The 19,137-nt window shown below is 72.6% G+C and carries 14 protein-coding genes and 1 tRNA gene; 5 read left to right on the top strand and 10 right to left on the bottom strand.

What is annotated here, in order from left to right; genetic code table 11:
- Positions 1-2: 2 nt before the first annotated feature.
- From ACFHW0_RS10045 to ACFHW0_RS10075, 7 genes are all read right to left on the bottom strand, one after another.
- Positions 3-875, bottom strand: a complete 873-nt coding sequence (locus ACFHW0_RS10045; RefSeq protein ID WP_416606999.1) for a tetratricopeptide repeat protein — start codon at positions 873-875, stop codon at positions 3-5.
- Positions 876-945: 70 nt separating this feature from the next.
- Positions 946-2,556, bottom strand: a complete 1,611-nt coding sequence (locus tag ACFHW0_RS10050; protein ID WP_416607000.1) for an ABC transporter substrate-binding protein — start codon at positions 2,554-2,556, stop codon at positions 946-948.
- Positions 2,557-2,594: 38 nt separating this feature from the next.
- Complete coding sequence (locus tag ACFHW0_RS10055) at positions 2,595-3,644, bottom strand: dipeptidase (RefSeq protein ID WP_416607001.1); 1,050 nt, start codon at positions 3,642-3,644, stop codon at positions 2,595-2,597.
- Between the two features lie 528 nt (positions 3,645-4,172).
- Positions 4,173-4,955, bottom strand: a complete 783-nt coding sequence (locus ACFHW0_RS10060; RefSeq protein ID WP_416607002.1) for an alpha/beta hydrolase — start codon at positions 4,953-4,955, stop codon at positions 4,173-4,175.
- A gap of 22 nt (positions 4,956-4,977) precedes the next feature.
- Entirely contained in the window at positions 4,978-6,168 is a 1,191-nt protein-coding gene (locus tag ACFHW0_RS10065; protein ID WP_416607003.1) for a spore photoproduct lyase family protein, read from the bottom strand.
- A gap of 43 nt (positions 6,169-6,211) precedes the next feature.
- A complete protein-coding gene (locus ACFHW0_RS10070; RefSeq protein ID WP_416607004.1) occupies positions 6,212-6,628 on the bottom strand; it encodes a DUF4180 domain-containing protein in 417 nt (138 codons plus the stop codon).
- A complete protein-coding gene (locus ACFHW0_RS10075) occupies positions 6,621-7,079 on the bottom strand; it encodes a helix-turn-helix domain-containing protein (protein WP_416607005.1) in 459 nt (152 codons plus the stop codon). The genes ACFHW0_RS10070 and ACFHW0_RS10075 overlap by 8 nt, the downstream gene beginning before the upstream one ends.
- Before the next feature lie 404 nt (positions 7,080-7,483).
- Here ACFHW0_RS10075 and ACFHW0_RS10080 point away from each other — a divergent pair.
- From ACFHW0_RS10080 to abc-f, 4 genes are all read left to right on the top strand, one after another.
- Positions 7,484-7,556: transfer RNA gene (locus ACFHW0_RS10080), tRNA-Pro, on the top strand.
- A gap of 240 nt (positions 7,557-7,796) precedes the next feature.
- Complete coding sequence (locus ACFHW0_RS10085) at positions 7,797-8,996, top strand: RtcB family protein (protein ID WP_416607006.1); 1,200 nt, start codon at positions 7,797-7,799, stop codon at positions 8,994-8,996.
- A 129-nt stretch (positions 8,997-9,125) separates the two neighbouring features.
- Entirely contained in the window at positions 9,126-10,220 is a 1,095-nt protein-coding gene (locus ACFHW0_RS10090) for an SRPBCC family protein (RefSeq protein ID WP_416607007.1), read from the top strand.
- 223 nt (positions 10,221-10,443) lie between these two features.
- The gene (gene abc-f / locus ACFHW0_RS10095; protein WP_416607008.1) at positions 10,444-12,093 is read left to right on the top strand and encodes a ribosomal protection-like ABC-F family protein; all 1,650 of its coding nucleotides are present in this window, start codon (positions 10,444-10,446) and stop codon (positions 12,091-12,093) included.
- Between the two features lie 9 nt (positions 12,094-12,102).
- Here the strand turns inward: abc-f and ACFHW0_RS10100 are convergent, their stop codons facing one another.
- The 3 genes from ACFHW0_RS10100 to ACFHW0_RS10110 all read right to left on the bottom strand — a co-directional run bounded on the left by ACFHW0_RS10100 (position 12,103) and on the right by ACFHW0_RS10110 (position 15,903).
- Positions 12,103-13,182 carry a chitosanase gene (locus ACFHW0_RS10100; RefSeq protein ID WP_416607009.1) on the bottom strand — a complete coding sequence of 360 codons (1,080 nt, stop codon included), beginning with the start codon at positions 13,180-13,182 and terminating at the stop codon, positions 12,103-12,105.
- Between the two features lie 269 nt (positions 13,183-13,451).
- Entirely contained in the window at positions 13,452-15,197 is a 1,746-nt protein-coding gene (locus tag ACFHW0_RS10105) for a hypothetical protein (RefSeq protein WP_416607010.1), read from the bottom strand.
- 1 nt (position 15,198) lies between these two features.
- Entirely contained in the window at positions 15,199-15,903 is a 705-nt protein-coding gene (locus tag ACFHW0_RS10110; protein ID WP_416607011.1) for a Crp/Fnr family transcriptional regulator, read from the bottom strand.
- A 109-nt stretch (positions 15,904-16,012) separates the two neighbouring features.
- Between ACFHW0_RS10110 and ACFHW0_RS10115 the strand changes: the two genes are divergently transcribed.
- On the top strand, positions 16,013-19,111 hold the full coding sequence (locus ACFHW0_RS10115) for a LamG-like jellyroll fold domain-containing protein (protein ID WP_416607012.1): 3,099 nt from the start codon (positions 16,013-16,015) through the stop codon (positions 19,109-19,111).
- Positions 19,112-19,137 lie beyond the last annotated feature (26 nt).

Below are 19,137 nucleotides of genomic sequence, written 5' to 3' on the forward strand. Positions count from 1 at the left end.
CGTCAGTTCTCCTTTGTCGTCGCCGCCGCGGCGAAGTCGGGATTGTTGGCGTACTCGGCCTTGACCGCAAGGTAGGCGAAGGCGTGCGTGACACCGGTCCGCAGCACCCCGTCGAAGACCTCACGGGCCTTCTCGACGTCACCCTCGTGGTAGTACCAGTTGCCCAGACCGTAACCCTGGGTGACGGTCTTCAGGTCGTTGCCGTCGCACATCGCCCACAGCTGCTCCGGGGTGATGTCGCCGGTGTAGAGCTGCATCCGGCCCTCGTACCCGACCAGGTGGTCCTCCTGGACCAGGCTGATCTTGCGGAACCGGTCGAGCATCTCCTCGGCCTCGGCCGGTCGGCCGAGCCGGCGCAGCGCCATGTACTGCCAGTCCTGCGACGCCACGATGCCCTCCTGGTGCCGCGAGGACTCCTCGGCCGCGCGGAAGCTGGGCAGGCAGCCCTCGAAGTCACCGCTCAGGTACTGGGCGACCCCGAGGTGGTACCAGATGCCGGCGTGCAGCGTCGTGTTGTACCGGTCGAGGGCCTCCGGGTCCTGGGCGGCCATGGTGTCGGTGAGGTGCTGCGGGCGCACCTGCTCGGGCCTGCCGAGGATCAGGCTGACGACGTCCTTCTCCACCTCGGGCTGGTACATCTCGTACTCGTCCTCGACGCCGGGCAGCTGGTCGGCCGCGGCGCGCAGGTCGGCGATGGCACCGGCGTAGTCACCGATCGAGATGCGTCGGTGTCCCCGGAAGCGCAGCAGGCGTGCGCTGCCCGGCTCCAGCTCCAGCGCCTCGGTCAGCAGTGCCACCGACTCGCCGTGCTTGTTGAGGTAGCCCTTGAGCCGGGCGGCGATGACATAGCGGTCGGTCAGCGGTACGGACGTCATGGGCCTGCCTTTCGTCGTCTTCGCGGGTGGTGGCGGGGGCGCCGGGAGGTCGGCGTCCCCGCCACGGCCGTCAGCGGTCGAGCCAGATGTGCCGGTAGAAGCGGTACGTCGGTGTCGGGTCGCCCTGGTATCCCATGACGTCCTTCTGCACCACGTCGAAGTCCGCGTTCAGGAAGGTCATGGCGACCGGCCCGCGCTCGGCCAGGATCTTCTCGGCCTGCTGGTAGAGCGCGGCGCGCTTGTCCTTGTCCATCTCCGAGCGGGCCTGCACGACGAGGCTCTCGTACTCCTTGTCGGACCAGTTGCCGTAGTTCAGGCCGCCGCCGGGAAGGAAGCTGGCGGTGAACCGCTCGTCCGGGTCGTAGGTCAGACCGAAGCCGGACTGGTACATGTCGAAGTCCGCGGACTTCGTCTTCGTGTCGGCGATGGTCGACTCGACCGACTCGATGGTCACCTTGATGCCGATCTTGGCGAGCTGCTGCTGCTCCACCTCGGCCGAGCGCACCTGGAACGCCGAGGTGGCGATGACCATGAGCTTGGCCTCGAAGCCGTTCGGGAACCCCGCCTCGGCCAGCAGCGCCTTGGCCTTCTCGATGTCGGCCTTGCCGTAGATCGGCTCCTTCACCGCGCCGAACCGGTCCGGCGGCAGGTAACCCGCGTTGAGCGCGGTCCCGAAGCCGGAGTTGGCCACGTTGAGGATCTCCTGGCGGTCGAGCGCGAGGAAGATGGCCTGCCGGACCTTCACGTTGTCGTAGGGGGCCTTGGAGGTGTTGAGCCGCAGGTGCAGCGAGAGCGACCCGGATCCGCCGTACCACTTGAGCTTCTCGTCGCGCTTGAGCGCGTCGATGAACTCGGGCGCGGGACGCCAGAGGAAGTCGACGGTGCCACTGCGGACCGCCGCGGCGCGGGCGTTGTCGTCCGGGTTGAAGGTGAAGTCCATCCCGTCGAGGTAGGGAACGCCCTGCTCCCAGTACTGGGCGTGCTTGTCGAGCTTGATGGCCTGGCCGGTGACCCGCGAGGCCATCTTGAACGGGCCGCTGCCGCCGTCGACGCTGCCGTTGAGGCCGCCCGCCTCGGCCACCGTGCGGTCCACGATCGACGAGGCGGCGGTGGAGAGCAGGGTCAGGATGGCCGCGTTCGGCTTGGCCAGCTTCATCTCGACGGTACGCTCGTCGACCGCCGTGACCGAGCTGATGCCCTCGTAGCTACGGGCCCGTGGCGCCCGGGTCGCCGGGTCCTTGATCCGTTCGATCGAGTACTTCACGTCCGCCGCGGTCACCTTGCGCCCGCTGTGGAAGACCGCGTTGTCGCGCAGCTTGAACGTCACCGTCAGCCCGTCGGTGCTCTGCGTCCACGACTCCGCGATCGCCGGCTTGATCTCGCCCCGGTACGACTGCACCAGCGACTCGTAGATCTGCTCGTTGATGACGAAGGCCGAGGTCTCCGACATGCGGTGCGGGTCGAGTTCGTTGGCGTCCAGCCGGATCATGATCCGCAGCCGACCGCCGGACTTCGGGGTGCCTGCCGGCTGCGACTCGTCCTGCAGGCGGACGCTGCCGCTCAGGCCGTCGTTGGAGCTGTTGCCGCTGTTCTTGGACGGAGGCTCACCGCCTCCGCAGCCGGCGGCGAGCGCCGAGATGACGCCCACTGCCAGCACCTTGGTCAAAACACGAGTACGCATTGGTCTCCTTGGCTGGTGTCACGATCAGCACTTACAGGTCAGGCCGGCTTCCACGTCTGTCCGTAGACCCGGAGCCAGTTGCCGCCGAGGATCTTGGTCACGTCCGCCGGCGAGAAGCCGCCGTTCAGCAGGGCCCGGGTGAAGTTGGGGAAGTCCGCGGCGTCGTCCATCCCGATCGCCCGGCGCTCGGTCCAGCCGAAGTCACCGAGGAGGTTCTGGTGCTCCTTGGAGTTCGACTGCGCGATGGACTTCAGCTGCGCGATCCGCATCGGCTCGGTCCACGTCTCGTCGTAGTCGGTGGCGATCGCGACGTGGTCGATGCCGGCCACCTCGACCACGCGGCTGACGTGCTCGACGAAGCGGGCCAGATCCGGACGCCGGGACGGGTCCTCCGGGTAGTACAGGAACCCGGACAGGGTGGTGATGCCCATGACGCCGCCCTGCTCGCCGAGGCTGCGCAGGTAGCCGTCGGACTTTGCCCGGATGTGCGGCGACATCGCGTCGCAGAAGGAATGGGTGACGACGACCGGCTTGGCGGACGCCTCCATGGCGTCCAGGCCGGTGCGCTCGCCGCAGTGCGAGACGTCGACCAGGATGCCCAGCTCGTCCATCGCCTGGACGAAGCGGCGACCCCGGTGGGTCAGGCCCGAGTCGGTCTCCTCGCCGCAGCCGGCGCCGAGCAGGTTCTGCCGCTGGTAGGTCAGCTGCAGGATGCGGACGCCGAGATCGTAGAAGGTGCCGAGCAGGTCGAGATCGGCACCGATCATCTCGGTGTCCTGCGGACCGAAGATGACGGCTTCCTTGCCCTCGGCCTTGGCCCGCTGGATGTCGGCGACGGTCAGCGCGAGCAGCACGTCGTCGGAGTGCTCGTCGATCCACCTGCGGCACCGGTTCACCTCCCGCAGGGCGGTGACCGTGTCCGCGTACGGCCTGGTGACCGTGTGGTTGACGGCGGTTACGCCGCCTCGCCGGATCCGGTCGAGGTGGGCGTCGCTGAGCTCGATGACCGTGCTCCCGTCCACCACGGTGGCGGCGGCGTGCAGCTCGGTCGCCTGGTTGGCGGGAATTTCCGTGACGGCAGTGTTCACATCATCTCCAGGATCATCGGAAGATGGTGAGACCCTACGAGTGCCGCCGGTTCCTGTCCATAGATCCTGGCGAACTCGTCAAATATTGGTGCGTGAGCGACGAATTTCGTCGTATTTAGGGATCGCGACTCGCCGCAGCGGAGCATCACGGTACAAATCGGACGGTTGCCTGCGGCCGAACCGTCTCGCCCGGCGCCGCGACTGTGGGCGCAGTCGCCTCGCTGGCGCTGTCGAGCTGCCCCCATGGACGGGGCAGGGCGGCCGTCCCGGCCCCCCGAGGGCACGGCGACACACGGTGGTGACGATTGGTCTCATCAACGGGGCAGCTCGACAGCGCGGACACGGCCGGCCACCCCCGCGCTCCGGGCCCCGGCCGCACCGGACCTCGCACCCGTGGCGAGGACGTGCCGCCGGTCCGGTCGGACTCCGGCGACTTCCAGGTGGCGTACGACGCCAGCGGCGCCCCCGCGCCGGTCCGCCCGGCCACCGGTACCGGCGCCGCTCAGCCGGCACCCGGGGTCGGTCGGATCAGCCGCCGGTGCGCAGCGGCAGCCAGGCCAGCACGTCCTGGATCTTCGCGTCCCAGTACGCCCAGTCGTGCGCGCCGGGGGAGAAGTTCACGGTGAGCGGGACGCCGCGCTCGCGGGCCGCCGTGACGAAGGTCAAGTTGTCCTCGTACAGGAAGTCCTCGGTGCCGCACGCGACGTGCAGCGCGGGCAGGTCGGCGCCCGCCGCCGCGTCGAGCAGGGCGACGGTGTCGTCGTCGGTGCCGGTCACCGTGCGCTCGCCGAAGACGGTGTGCCAGACGGCGGGGTCGAGGGGCGCGGTCGGATGGTGGCGGCGGTTGACCACGTCCAGCGCCCCGGACAGGCTCGCCGCCGCGGCGAACCGGCCCGGGTCGCGCAGCGCCCACTTCAGCGCCCCGTAGCCGCCCATCGACAGCCCCGCGACGAAGGTGTCCTCCCGACGTGCCGACAGCCGGAAGAACTCGTGGCACAGCCGGGGCAACTCGTCGGTGAGGAAGGTCCAGTACCGGTTGCCGTGCTCCTCGTCGCTGTAGAAGCTGCGCCCGACCTGGGGCATCACCACGGCCAGGCCGAGCGGCGCCACGTACCGCTCGATCGAGGTGCGGCGCAGCCAGATCGTGTCGTCGTCGGACAGCCCGTGCAGCAGGTAGAGCACGGGCGGATCGCCCTGCGGGGCGCTGCCGGACATGCCGACCTGCGAGGAGGTGTGCTGCGGCAGAATCACGGTCATGGAGGTGCTGAGACCGAGCACCTCGGAGTGGAAGTCGACGCGCATCAGGGCCACGGTCGTCGACCGTAGCTGATCCTCATGTCCAGTAGAGGACCCGGCAGGCCGGCAGCCGGGCGGCCAGCTCGCGGTCGAACCAGGTGCGCAGCTCGGCCATGGTGTCGCGCGGGTAGACGTACTTCACCGCGCCGAACCTGCCGTACTTGCGGCTGCGGGCGGACTCGTCCATCTCCAGCCTCGTGCGCGGGTACCAGCCGAGCAGCACCTCCTTGCTGCCCGGGGTGAACCGGTGGGTGATCAGCTCGGCGGTCAGGTCGAGCCCCGGCACCCCGGCGACGGCGTCCGCGACCGCGTCGAGCAGTTCGCCGTAGTGCTCCCGCCAGCCGGGCAGCGGCATGATCGGCGCGACGGTCAACCCCACGGGGTAGCCGTCGAGGGCGAGCCGGCGCAGCGCCGCCAGCCGGTGCGGCACGGGGGCCGTGCCGCCCTCCATCCGCTCGCTGACCGGGCGGCAGTTGACGCTGAACCGGACCCGGGTGCGCCCGGCGTGCGGCAGCCCCACGAACGTGTCGACGTCGGCGTACTTGGTGGTCCAGCGTAGCTGCACCGGGGCGTCCCAGCCGGCGAAGTGCTCCACCGCCCGCCGCCAGCTGCCGGTGAGGTGCTCCAAAGCCAGCGGGTCCGTGTAGCAGGACGCCTCGAAGGTGGTGCCCTCGGCGGCCCGTCCGGCGTCGCGGCTGGTCACCGTGCCCCGCCCGGCGTAGTCGGCCAGGCCGGCGAGGATGTCGTCCAGGTCGGCGTACACCCGCGTCACCGGTGGCCCCGACAGCGAGCCGGCCAGGTAGCAGTACTGGCAGTGGGCCGGGCAACCCTCCGCCAGGTCGAAGCGCCAGTCCGCGCTGGGCGCGATGGGTTGCAGCTTCCGGCGCGACGGCGGGCTGACCACGATCGCCATGGTCGCCTTCGCCCGCGCGTACGTCTCCCGCTCGGTGGCGCCGCGGACGCCGGTGAGCCGGTTGGCGCGCAGCCGCTCGACCTCGATGCCCAGGGCCTCGACCCGCTGGACGATCCGTCGGCCGTGCGGGTGCTCCAGCGCGGCGGGCGTGGCGACCACCCGGCGCGGCGTCCACCGCCGCGCCGGCCGCGCCGCCGGCGCCAGCCCGGCCAGGTCGCGGGTCGGCACGCGCTCGCCGCTGGCGTCGTGCGGCGCGGGCGGTACGTCGACGGCCAGCGGCTCGTCGACGTCCACCGGCTCGGCCTCCGGCCTCATCCGCGCCGGTTACCCGCCCCGCGCGCCGGCAACCCCGGAGCGGTCAGCCGCGCGTCGGCGCCCCGTCCGGCGCGGGTGCGGCCCCACCGGGTCCCGCCGCCGGCGCCAGGCGGGCGTCGAGGGCGTCGAGGTCGGGGACGAACCACACGTGGCCGGAGCGGTTCGACTCGTGGACGAGGGCGCGCAGGGCCGAACTGGCCGCGAGGTGCTCACCGATGTCGCCGACGACGACCAGGCGGAGCCGGTAGTTGACGAACTTCTGCATGATCTCGCCGGCGAAGCGGGTGCCGAGGGCGAAGAAGGAGGCGTCGAGCCGGTTCACCGGCACGGCCACCACCTGGGCGCCGAGGAAGGCCGAGCCGATCAGGTCCAGCGCGTCCTGCTCGGTGGTCACCGGCGGGCCGTCCGGGTCGCACACCAGCACCGGCACCCCGGCCCGCTCCTGGATGACGTCAGGCATCGCCGGCCTCCCCGGCGAGCAGGCCGTTGTCGCCGTCGAGCACGGCGTCGACCAGGCGCAGCACGTCGGCGGTGGCCGAGGCGCCGCCCAGGATCACGATCTTCATGCGGTTCCGCTCCTCGTCGTGGACGGTCTGGATGCGCAGCGGGTGCGCGGGGTGGTGGTGGGTGCTGTTCGCGGCGGCCAGGACGAGCGTGGCCAGCCGGTCGGCCCCGGCCCGGTCGACGCCGTCGATCTGCACGATGCTCGACACCTCCACCGCCGCACGGCCGCCGGGCCGGGCGGGTGCCGGTCGACCGGTCAGCGCGTCGAGGTCGGCGCGGGCGATCCGGTACTGCTTGCCGATCCGCACCGCCCTGAGCCGACCGGCGCGGATGTAGCCCCGCACGGTGCGCACGTGCAGGCCCAGCCGCTCGGCGACCTGCTCGACCGAATACACTTGCTCACTCATCGTTCCTCAATCTAGCCCCGATGGGGAAGGATAGGGAAGCGGTTGTGACACAGGTGTCGTTCCCGCCCGCGCCGGTGCCGGCCGAACGGAACGCGAATATCCATTGCGGCCACCGTCCCGGCCCGCCTACCGTCATCGGCGCAAGGTCAACCGAACGACCCAGGGGAGTACGCCGTGTCGCAGCGCACCCGCACCGACGCCGTGTGGCCGACGCCGCGCGGTGGTGCCCTGCTGCCCACGGGCACACCAGCCTGCGGGCGACGCCGTCCCGGACAGGGGTGGCAGCGGGGGTGGCGGCGCGTCTAGCGCCCGCGCGTACGCGCAGCCGCCCACCCCACCGGGGCCGGGCGGCTTTTTCGTCCACCCGGTCGCCCCACCACGGGCGACCGGGAGCACGACCGTCACCGGGACGAGGGAGCTGGCTGACCCGCTCGCCTTGGGCGCGAGAGACACGGGGTTCGATTCCCCGGTCCCGGACGGCAGGGGCGGGGCTTCGGCCCTGCCCTGACACGGGCCGTCGGAGCACCGGGAGGCTCACCCGGTGCCCGGCCGGCCCACCCGCTGCACCCGTCGGGTCCCGCCCGGCGGGCCGGCCGCGCGCTGGGCGCGGAGAGGCCGTGCAGGCCACTCCCGCCGGGTTCGATTCCCGGGCGGTCGTCGATGCCTTCCGGTCCCGCCGCCTCGGTGGCGGCCGGCCGACGACACGAGGAGACGACGATGAGCTACACCCCGCTCGCGGGCACCCGCGCGCCGGTCCGGGTCTGGACCGACCCGTACGGCATCGAGCCGCAGGCCGCCCAGCAACTGCGCAACATCGGCGCGCTCCCGTGGGTGCAGGGCGTCGCGGTCATGCCCGACGTGCACTTCGGCAAGGGCGCCACGGTCGGCTCGGTCATCGCGATGCGGCAGGCCGTCTCGCCGGCGGCGGTCGGCGTCGACATCGGCTGCGGCATGTCCGCGGTGCGCACCTCGCTGACCGCCGCCGACCTCCCGGACGACCTGGCGGGGCTGCGCTCGGCGATCGAGGCCACGATCCCGGTCGGGTTCAACCAGCGGGAGAAGCCGGTCGACCCGCGCCGGGTCCGTGGCCTGGAGCAGGCCGGCTGGGACGACTTCTGGCGCCGGTTCGCCGACCTCGACCGGCGGGTGGCGCAGTTGGAGACCCGGGCCCAGCGGCAGATGGGCACGCTCGGCGGCGGCAACCACTTCATCGAGGTCTGCCTGGAGCAGGGCGGCGTCGACGAGGGACGGGTGTGGCTGATGCTGCACTCCGGCTCCCGCAACATCGGCAAGGAGCTGGCGGAGCGGCACATCGCGGTCGCCCGGCGGCTGCCGCACAACACCGACCTGCCCGACCGTGACCTCGCGGTGTTCCTCGCCGGCACGCCGGAGATGGACGCCTACCGCCGGGACCTGTGGTGGGCGCAGGAGTACGCGCGGCGCAACCGGGCGGTCATGCTCGCCCTGCTCTGTGGGGTGGTCCGGGAGCAGTTCCCGCACGTCGGCTACGACGAGCCGATCAGCTGCCACCACAACTACGTGGCGGAGGAGAGCTACGACGGCGTCGACGTGCTGGTCACCCGCAAGGGGGCGATCCGGGCCGGTCGGGGGGACCTGGGCATCATCCCGGGATCGATGGGCACCGGCTCGTACGTCGTGCGGGGCAAGGGGAACCCGGACGCGTACTGCTCGGCCTCGCACGGGGCGGGGCGGCGGATGTCGCGGGCGCAGGCGAAGCGGACGTTCAGCACCGCCGACCTGGCCGCGCAGACCGCCGGCGTGGAGTGCCGCAAGGACGCCGGAGTGGTCGACGAGATCCCGGGGGCGTACAAGGACATCACCCAGGTGATGGCGCAGCAGGAGGACCTGGTCGAGGTGGTGGCGCACCTCAAGCAGGTGGTCTGCGTGAAGGGATGACCGCCGACCGGCGCCCGGGAGGGGAGGGCGCCGGTCGCACCCCTCCGGCGGCCCGCGCGACGCCGACCACGCCCGGTGGGGATCCCCCCGTCCGGGTCGGGCCGCGATCGATACCCGTAGAGTCTCGCCGTGACCGAGATCGACGTACAGGTCGACCTGTTCCATCCGGCGGACCGGCTGTGGCACGCATTGACGGATCGCGCTCTGCTCGCCCGGTGGTTCACCGAGGTCGAGCCGATGGCCGGGGCGCGCGGCCGGCTGCTGCTGTTCACCGCCGGCCTGCCCGGGTTCGACGCCGCCGTCGACGCGGAGGTGACCGACCGGCGGGAGCCGGAGCTGATCGCGTTGCGGTGCCTCGAGGGCGGCCGGCGCAGCCGGCTGGTCTGTGCCGTCGCCCCCACCGCCGAGGGGTGCCGGCTGTCGGTCCGCGAGGTGCTGGAGCACGGCAGCTGGAGCGAGGAGCAGCGCGAGCGCCGCGAGGAGTCCTACCGGCAGGCGTTGACGGGACGACTGCCGGCGATCCTCGACTGGCTGGCCTTCCGGCAGGTCGACCTGCGTCGGGGCGAGGCCGGGATGACCGCCGAGATGCCGGTGACCGAGGTGGTCGGCGACGAGCCGGCACCGGCCGGCCGCCGCCGCTGGCCGCTGTTGGTCGCGGGGCTGGCCGGCGTCGTGCTGGCCGCCGGGGCGGCGGCGTGGGCGGTCCTGCCCGCCGAGCCGGACCTGGTCGCCGGCCCGGTCGCGACGCCGTCGCCGACCGCCGCGGCCACCCCGAGCCGTACGCCGCGGGCGACCCCGTCGGCCCGCCCCACGCGCAGCGCCACGCCGACCCCGTCCCGCCCGAGCCGGACGCCGTCGGCGAGCCCCTCGGCGACGCCCTCGCGTACGCCCACCTCGAACGCGCCGTCGGCCCCCGCCATGACCGCCCGCTACCAGACCGTGTCGACGCGGCTGCTCGGCTTCACCGGCGAGGTGGTCGTCGACAATCCCGGCAGCACGGCGGTGAACGGCTGGGCGGTGGTCGTCACGCTGGCCGAGGGCGGCACGCTGACCGACGTCAGCGGGGCGGACTGGCGGCGGGACGGGCAGGTCGTCACCTTCACCGGGCCGCCCGTGCCGGCCGGCCGCTCGCGGACCTTCACGTTCGCCGTGCGCGACGTCGACCAGCTCACCAGGGCGCCCGAGGACTGCTCGCTGGGCGACGACCCGTGCGCGGGCCTCTGACGCCGTCGCGGGTACCCGTGGCACCGGACCCGCGCTGTTAGGATGGGCGCGAGTGATCGGGACAGGGAGACCAGACGTGGCGGGTGACGACGACATCTCCGGGTGACACCGGAAGTGCCCGGCCAGCGGCAGGCGTTCGACCGCCGCCGTGGCCGCGGGCCGTCGTTCCCGAATCCCGTCCCCAGGGCGCCCCGCGCGCCCACGTCACACCAAGGGCTTCCGCATGTCCGATGCGTTCATCATCTGTTCTCGCCTCTCCTTCTCCTGGCCGGACGACACCCCGGTCTTCGAGGGCCTGTCCTTCACGGTGGGCGCCGGCCGCACCGGCCTCGTCGCGCCGAACGGCGCCGGCAAGACCACGCTGCTCAAGCTGATCGCCGGCGAGCACCGGCCCACCGGCGGCTCCGTGACCGTCGACGGGCTGCTCGGCTACCTGCCGCAGAGCCTTCCGCTGGCCGGCGACCTGACCGTGGCCGAGGTCATGGGCATCGCGCCGGTGCTCGGGGCGCTGCACGCCATCGAGTCCGGGGACGCCGACGAGAAGCACTTCACCACGATCGGCAACGACTGGGACATCGAGGAGCGCACCCGCGCCCAACTGGACCGGCTCGGCCTCGACGACGTGTCCCTCGGCCGGCCCCTGCACACCCTCAGCGGCGGTCAGGTCGTCTCCCTCGGCCTGGCGGCGCAACTGCTGCGGCGGCCCGACGTCCTGCTCCTCGACGAGCCCACCAACAACCTGGACCTCGACGCCCGCCGCAAGCTGTACGCCGTGCTGGAGGACTGGAACGGTTGCCTGCTGCTGGTCAGCCACGACCGGGCGCTGCTGGACCGGATGGACCGCATCCTCGAACTCGACCGGAGCGAGGTCCGCTCCTACGGCGGCAACTACACCGCGTACGAGGAGGCGGTACGCGCGGAGCGGGAGGTCGCGGAGAAGAACGTCCGCCACGCCGAGCAGGAGGTCAAGCGGGAGAAGCGGGAGATGCAGCAGGCGCGCGAGCGGGCCGAGCGCCGGGCGGGCAACGCCGCCCGCAACCTGAAGAGCGCCGGCCTGCCGAAGATCTTCGCGGGCACCATGAAGCGGGGCGCCCAGGAGTCGGCGGGCCGGTCGAACGAGACGCACGCCGCGCGGGTCGGCGACGCCAAGGCCCGGCTCGACGAGGCGGGCCGGGCCCTGCGCGAGGAGCAGCGCATCATGCTGGAACTGCCCGGCACCAACCTTCCGGCCGGCCGCACGGTCTTCCACGGCGAGGGGATGCAGGTCCGCTACGGCGAGCGTGCCCTGTTCGCCGGTGACGGCGTGGACCTCACGATCCGGGGGCCCGAGCGGATCGCGCTCACCGGTCCGAACGGCGCCGGCAAGTCCACCCTGCTGCGCCTGGTCAGCGGCGACGTGCAGCCGGAGGGCGGTCGGACCAGGCGGGCCGACGGCCGGATCGCGTACCTGTCCCAGCGGCTGGACCTGCTGGACCTCGACCGCACGGTGGCGGAGAGCCTGGCCGCGTACGCGCCCGCGATGCCGGAGGCGCAGCGGATGACCCTGCTCGCCCGCTTCCTGTTCCGGGGCTCCCGCGCCCACCTCCCGGTCGGGGCGCTCTCCGGCGGCGAGCGGCTCCGCGCCACCCTGGCCTGCGTGTTGTTCGCCGAACCGGCACCGCAGTTGCTCCTGCTCGACGAGCCGACCAACAACCTGGACCTGGTCAGCGTCGGCCAGTTGGAGAGCGCGCTCGACGCGTACGAGGGCGCGTTCGTCGTGATCAGCCACGACGAACGGTTCCTCGCGGCGATCGGCGTGGACCGCTGGCTGCGGCTCGCCGACGGCCGGCTGCGGGAGACCGGCGCCCCCGCCGGCGTCGCGTCGGAGTCGTGACCGGGGGTGTCAGCCGATGCGGTACTGGTCGCCGTAGACGGCGAACACCAGCGGCGTGTTCAGGTTGAAGTTGCCGTTGTTGAGGAAGACCCGCTGCGCGGTGTCCACGCGGGAGGTGTCCGAGTGGGCGGGTTCCTTCCTCATCTCGGCGACCCGCTCGTCGAGGAAGGCGTGCAGCCAGGTCCGCTCGTCGCCGCCCTGGGCCGGGGGCTTCGCCCGGGCCAGGGCGCGGCTGCGGATCGCGCGCATGCCCTCGTAGCCGTGCATCACCGCCGCGTCGTAGTAGGCGAACTGCCCGAGCGCCCGCACCCCGTCGGCCTTGCCGTCGCGGACGGACGGGTTGAAGTAGACGCGGTCCCGCTCGGCCTCCTGCGCGGCCCGGAAGACGGGGTCGGCGGCGGCGGTGCGCCAGTCGCGGGGGAAGTACGGGTCGAGGCCGGCGTGCGAGTCGCTGCCGTTGACGGCGCGCAGCGCCGGCAGGTAACCGGCCAGCACGTTGCCGGGCTTGGTCCGGGTGTACGCCTCCACCAGTTCGAGCATGTCGCCGGTGCCGGAGCAGAAGCCGATGATGCCGGCGGTGTAGCCGCGCCCGTCGCCGATGTCCTCGATGTAGGAGAACTGCGCGCGCCAGTCGAGGGAGGAGTTCTCCGCCGCCGACACGAGCTGCATGGCGACGTCCTTCTTGGCCGGGTCGTCGAGGGGGACGCCGGCCGGGGCGGACGGGGTGGGCGTGGCGCCGCCGCCGGGCAGGGTCCACCGTTGGTTGGCGGTGCCGGAGCAGCTCCAGATCTGCAACCGGGTGCCGTTGGCCGTGCTCCAGTCCGTGACGTCGAGGCACTTGCCCGAGCCGGTGTTGACCAGCGTGCCGTTGCTGGCGGTCCACCTCTGTGCGCCGGTGCCGTTGCAGTCGTACAGCTGCACCTTGGCGCCGTCGGCGGTCGACGCGGCGGTGACGTCCAGGCACTTGCCGAGCGCGCGGAGCGATCCGTCGGCGTTGCCGACCGTCCAGACCTGGGCCGCGGTGCCGTTGCAGTCCCAGAGCTGGATCGGCGTGCCGTTGGCGGGACTGGCCCTGCGACGTCGACGCACTTGCCGCCGAGGCCGGTGACCGGCCCGGCCGCCGCGGCGCTGGCCGAGGGCAGGCCGTAGCCGATCGCGGCGACGGTGACGGCGAGGGCCCCCGAGAGCTGGGCGACTGTCCGCTTGCGAGGCGTGGCGCTCCTCAGGGGGAAGGGTGGGCCGACCTGCGGTTGCGGGCCTCGCGCTGCGTCGCGTCGACGCGACACCACAACACTGGAAACCCTGTTAACGAATAGCAGCTTGTCGATTGGTGGTCAATCCGTGTCGAACCGCGGGCGTCAGCACGCCGGGCGCCGCCATGATCCACGCTGCTGCACCTCATCGGCCAGCGGGTGCCGCTGTACCAGGTAGTACCGGTCGGGCAGGCGTAACACCGTCGCTGCCGAGTCGGCACCGAGGTCGCGGGCGAGCACCACCGTCGCACCGCCCTCCCGGGCGACGACGCTGACGGCGAGTGCCCCGGCCCGACCGCACAGCGTGAGGGGATCGACGGATGGTTCGAGCAGCGTCACGGTGGCCGGCGTGACGGATTGGTCGAGCAGGCCGGTGCGCAGCTCCGAGGGCACGTGACCGTCGCGCAGCGCCACGGAGGCCGCCTGCTCACGGCCGTTCAGCCACTCGGACACGGACGTCACGACCAGCCCCGCGACGACGGCGACGATCGCGGTCGCGGCGACGGCGACCCACCAGGGTTGCGATCGCCGGGCGATGGCGTAGAGGTCCTGGCGCACGGCGTCGAGCACCGACGCCGGCGACCACCGCAGCACCGTGGCCGGGCGGCGCCGGGCGATCCTGACGCACAGGAGCGTCGCCGCCGCGGCCAGGACGGTCGTGTACCCCACCGCCGGCGCGGGAGCGGCCAGGATGCGGCTGGCACCGACGCCTGCTGCGGCGGCGAGGGCGAGAGTGGCGACGCCGAGGGCGTATCCGGCGGTGTACGTCTGCCACGGCGCCCGCCGGTTGGCGAGCGGATAGTGGAAGGCCAGCAGTGCCATGAGCGCGAACGCGTATCCGAGCTGGGCCCGGAGCCCGCCGGTCACCGCGAGGACGGGCACCAGGACGCCGAGGACGACGACGGCGAGAGCGGCCGACTCACCGACGGCGTGGGCCAGGCGGGCGCTGCTGCCCAGCAGGTAGCCGACGCCCATCGCCGCCACCATGGCCAGGCCGACCAGCGCCGCCAGCGCCGTGGCGAGAGCGGCGGACGCGGCCATCCCCGCCTCGTCGACCGGCAGTTCGGAGGCGGGCACTCCCAGCCCGGCGCTGAACACTCCGTGCCCGGCGCGGAGCGTGAGGTAGATCAGCAGGAACAGGCCGACCGTGGCCACCGCCGCGGCCAGCGGCCACCAGCGGCGCAGGCGCCGGGGCGCGGCGCCGGGTGTCTCCGGGTCAGGGGAGAGGCCGCTGAACGGAGGCAACAGCCCCGGCACGTGCAGCCAGATCGTCGTCCGGGTCTCCTTGACCGGCGCCCGCACCGGCTGGAAGGTGTTCGACGGGAGATCCCGGTAGTCGTGGCGCACGATCGCCCGGTAGATGTCGTCGGAGGCGATCAGCACGACCGGTCCTCCGCTCAGGCGCAACACGTCCCGTGCCGGCTGTGCGTCCAGGATCCGGAAGGCGTGGATGAGCGGCTCGCCGGAGTAGCCGTGCTCGTCGGCCTGCACGTCGCCGGCATGCACGGCGAGGCGTAGATGGAACCGCTCGTCGATGTCGGCGCCGCGGTTGTGCTCGGCCACCCGCTCGCCGAGCAGGACCGGCAGGCGGGCCAGCAGAGGCAGCTTGGACACCTGCGGCGGCACGAGCAGGAACAGGCCGTCGCCGCGGTCCTCGTGGTAACAGCGCTCCCAGTCGACGCCCGCCTCTCGCAGCGCCTCCCGTACGCACCGGTACAGGTGCTCGCGAACGACCTGCTGCTGCACGTTGCGTCGCTTGCTGAAACTCGCCACGTCCACCGCCAGGATGGTGAAGTACGCGGGCCCGTCCGTCGCGGGGTGCTCCGTCGCCCAGGTGGCGGTGGATGACACGTCAGGCCACCTTCGGGTCGACGGATGCCTGCCGCCGGCGCGACCCGGTGGCGACGGCGCGCAGCGGCTCGAGATGGTGCACCCGCACCTGGCCGCGGCCGGTGCTGACGTGCCCGAGTTCGCGCAGCACCCGCAGGGCCCGGACGACCTGCTCCCGCGAGGCGGCCACGGCTGCGGCGATCTCGGTCTGCGTCAGGGGCAGCGCGGCGCCGGACGCCGCGATCGGGTCCTGTCGATCCACACTGACCTCGACGAGCAGGGCGGCCAGCCGTTGGACCACGTCGGCGCTGGCGTAGCCGGTGCGATGCCGGTCGGCGTGCCGCAGACGCTCGGCCAGGACCGCGAGCATGACCCAGGGCAGCCGGGTGAACTCGTGGAGGAATGACGTGAATGCGGCGGCATTCATCAACCGCACCTGCACACGACCCACCGCCTGTACCGTCGCCGACCTTTGCGGAGATCCGAAAATCGACAGTTCACCGAGGAGTTCGCCCGCACCGCGAAAGGCCAGGATCACCTCGCAGCCGGTGGCGGAGTTGCCGACGACCTTCAACCAGCCCTGCTGTACCAGTACGACCTTTCCTGCCGGTTCACCCTGCCGGAACAGCACGTGACCATGGGCCAGTTCCAGCGCGTCGCTGCGGGCTTCGAACGCGTCCCGCTCGGGGCCGGTCAATTGGCCCCAGAAATGTCCCGTCGCCAACACGGCGTCAGTGTAGTCCTCTCATCGTCGAGCGGTGTGCGTCATCTGACGCAGACATTGTCCCCGGTCGCTGTCGAAATGGGTGCACCGGCGAGCGGAAAGAGGTGGCCCGATGACGGTCGGCCGGACGGTTTCGATGGTCCTGGGCATGGTGCTGACCCTGTCGGCCGGCCCGCCCCCGGCGGCCGGTGTGACGGGCCCGGCCGCCGGTGCGCCGCCACCCGGTGGCGGCGAGCGTGCCGCGCTGGCCGAGGCCGCGCTCACGGGCCGCCGCGTCGAAGTCGCCTCGGGGCGCTCCGCCTACGCGGAGGTCTACGCCAATCCGCACGGCACGCTCACGACGGTGGTGCACGCCCGCCCACAGTGGGTGCGCCAGGGCGGGGGCTGGGTGCCGGTGGACACCACGCTCGTAGCCCGGTCCGACGGCACGGTGGCACCGCGGGCCACCGCCCTCGACGTGGCGTTCTCCGGAGGTGGGGACGACACCGTGGCGACGGTGACCGCCGGTCCGTCGCGACTGGCTCTCACCTGGCCCGCCCCGCTGCCGGAGCCCGTCCTCGACGGGCCGGTCGCCACCTACGCCGACGTGTTGCCCGGAGTGGACCTCAGCGTCCGCGCCGACGTCACGGGATTCGCGGAGACCCTGGTCGTCAGGACCGCCACGGCGGCGGCCAACCCGGATCTGCGGCGCATCCGCTTCGGCCTGCGCGGGCCCGGCCTGCACGTCGGCGCCGACGCCGCCGGCAACATCAGCGCACGCGACCGGCAGGGGCGTGTGGTGCTCGGCGGCGCCACTCCGCAGATGTGGGACGCCGGCACGGTGGCAGCCGTGGGACGGGCCGGAGCGGTCGCCGGCCCGCCGACCGGTTCGCGCGTGCGCGCCATGGGCGTCGCCGTGCGCGACGACGCCGTGGTCGTCCGTCCCGACCTGGCCATGCTGTCCGACCCGCGCACCCGTTATCCCGTCTACCTGGATCCGGGGTTGACCGGCGGACGCGTCAACTGGACCTCCGTGTGGCGCAGGTTCCCGAACACCCGTTACTGGAACTCCGGCGACGTGGCACGGGTCGGCTACGAGTCGCAGGAGGGCAACCTCAACCGCTCCCTGTTCGCCATGGACACCTCCGGGGTGGTCGGCAGGCGCATCATCCGCGCCACGTTCCGCGCCTTCGAGACCTATGCCTGGTCGTGCTCGGCGCGCCCCGTGCAGTTGTGGAACACCGGCGGCATCGACACGAACACCACCTGGAACAACCAGCCAGGCTGGCACCACCACCTCGGCACCGTCTGGGCCGCCAAGGGCTACTCGGGCAACTGCGCGCAGGGTGGCGTGGACTTCGACGCGACCTGGGGCACCCAGCTCGCGGCCGACTCCGGCTGGCACGTCTTCACCCTCGGACTACGCGCCGAGAACGAGGGCGACGCCTTCGGCTGGAAGAAGTTCCGCAACGACCCCGTCCTGGAGATCGAGTACAACAGCCGACCGGATCCGCCGGGCGGCCAGCACACCGACGCGTCGGTGCCGTGCGTCGCCGGGGAGCAGCGGCCGTTCGTGGCCACCACGACCCCGACGCTGAAGGCCGTGCTGACCGACCCGGACGGCTGGGCCGGGCAGCACGTGTCGGCCCGCTTCGAATGGTGGATCCGGGACGGTCAGCTGCGCGGCGAGTACCACAGTGCCGCGGCGCCGTCGGGCTCCACGTTCCAGGTACGCGTACCCGACGGGCACTTCGTCGACGGCGCGGTGATCGCGTGGCGGGTGCGGGCCGACGACGGCGTCACCACCGGTGAGCACGGTCCGTGGTGCGAGCTCGCCGTCGACCTGACGGCCCCCGAGCGTCCGCCGGCGGTGACGTCCGAGCAGTTGCCGGAGGACGAGTGGGGCAGCGCGAGCGTCGGCCGTCCCGCCGCGGTCACCTTCGCCGCCAACGCCGTCGAGGACGTCGCCGGCTACCTGTACGGCCTGCACGACCCGCCCACGTCGTTCGTCCCCGCCACCCACCCGGGCGGCCCGGCGAGTGCCACCGTCACTCCCGTCACCGACGGGCCGCAGATTCTGTTCGTGCGCAGCCGTGACGGCGCGGGCAACCTCGGCCCGGTACGGCGCTACCTCTTCTACGCCTGGGCGGGCGCGCCGCCCGTCGCACACTGGCGGCTGGACGCCGCGCCCTCGGGGCGCAGCCCGGACGAGTCCGGGGCACACGAGCTGACGCTGCGGGCGACGGCGGGCGTCACGACCGACGCGGGGGCGCCCGCCGGTTCCGGCTACCTCACCACGGATGCCGACGGTGACCATGCCGCCACCGTCGGCCCGGTGACCCGCACCGACACCAGCTTCAGCGTCGCCGGGTGGCTGCGGTTGGGCGAGGGCGGCACCTGGCGTACCGCCGTGGTGCAGGACGGCGTGCACAGCAGCCGCTTCGCCCTGCAGTACGCACCGGTCGACGGCGGTCGGTGGGCGTTCAACCTCGCCGACCAGGACGCCCAGCCCACCTCCACCCTGGCCATGTCGACCGAACCCGCCGTGCTGCACCGCTGGACCCACGTCGCCGGCGTCTACGACGCCAGCAGCCAGCAGATCCGGCTGTACGTCGACGGCGTCCTCGTCGCGGCGACGCCGCACACTCACGCCTGGCACGCCGCCGGGCCGGTGTGGATCGGCACCGGCTGGTGGTACGGCGCCGTCGGTGGCCAGTGGCTGGGCGACATCGACGACGTACGGATCTGGGACCGGGTCGTCACCGACGACGAACTGCACCAGCTCGCCGCCTCGAACGGGCACTACGTCACCGCCAACCTCGCCCGCCGGCAGCCGGCCACCGCCGACTCGGCCTGCGCCCCGGACGAGGGCCCGTCGCGAGCCGTCGACGGCAGCACGGCCACCAACTCCAAGTGGTGCTCCTCCAGCGGGGACCGGTGGCTGACCGTCGACCTCGGCGTCCGGCAGGCCATCGGCACCGTGACGGTCCGGCACGCCGCCGCCGGTGGCGAGAACCCCGTGTGGAACACCCGCGACTTCGACCTGCAGACCTCCGACGACGGCCTCACGTGGGCCACCGTCGCGCAGGTCAGAGCCAATACGACGGCGGTGTCCCGGCACCACCTCGGCGAGACGACGCCCGCCCGGTACCTGCGGGTCGCCGTCCGGGTGCCCACTCAGGACGGCGACCCGGCCGCCCGCGTCTACGAAGTAGAGGTGAGCCGGCGATGAAGCTGGAGCGGGCCCGAGGCCCGATA

The sequence above is a fragment of the Micromonospora sp. LOL_025 genome (genome assembly GCF_048060285.1).
Classification (GTDB): Bacteria; Actinomycetota; Actinomycetes; order Mycobacteriales; family Micromonosporaceae; genus Micromonospora.

Excerpts from the sequence above, each read along its gene's own strand:
- ACFHW0_RS10045 (WP_416606999.1), bottom strand. The coding sequence starts at position 875 with ATGACGTCCGTACCGCTGACCGACCGCTATGTCATCGCCGCCCGGCTC.
- ACFHW0_RS10050 (WP_416607000.1), bottom strand. The coding sequence starts at position 2,556 with ATGCGTACTCGTGTTTTGACCAAGGTGCTGGCAGTGGGCGTCATCTCG.
- ACFHW0_RS10065 (WP_416607003.1), bottom strand. The coding sequence starts at position 6,168 with ATGAGGCCGGAGGCCGAGCCGGTGGACGTCGACGAGCCGCTGGCCGTC.
- ACFHW0_RS10070 (WP_416607004.1), bottom strand. The coding sequence starts at position 6,628 with ATGCCTGACGTCATCCAGGAGCGGGCCGGGGTGCCGGTGCTGGTGTGC.
- ACFHW0_RS10075 (WP_416607005.1), bottom strand. The coding sequence starts at position 7,079 with ATGAGTGAGCAAGTGTATTCGGTCGAGCAGGTCGCCGAGCGGCTGGGC.
- ACFHW0_RS10085 (WP_416607006.1), top strand. The coding sequence starts at position 7,797 with ATGAGCTACACCCCGCTCGCGGGCACCCGCGCGCCGGTCCGGGTCTGG.
- abc-f (WP_416607008.1), top strand. The coding sequence starts at position 10,444 with ATGTCCGATGCGTTCATCATCTGTTCTCGCCTCTCCTTCTCCTGGCCG.
- ACFHW0_RS10115 (WP_416607012.1), top strand. The coding sequence starts at position 16,013 with ATGACGGTCGGCCGGACGGTTTCGATGGTCCTGGGCATGGTGCTGACC.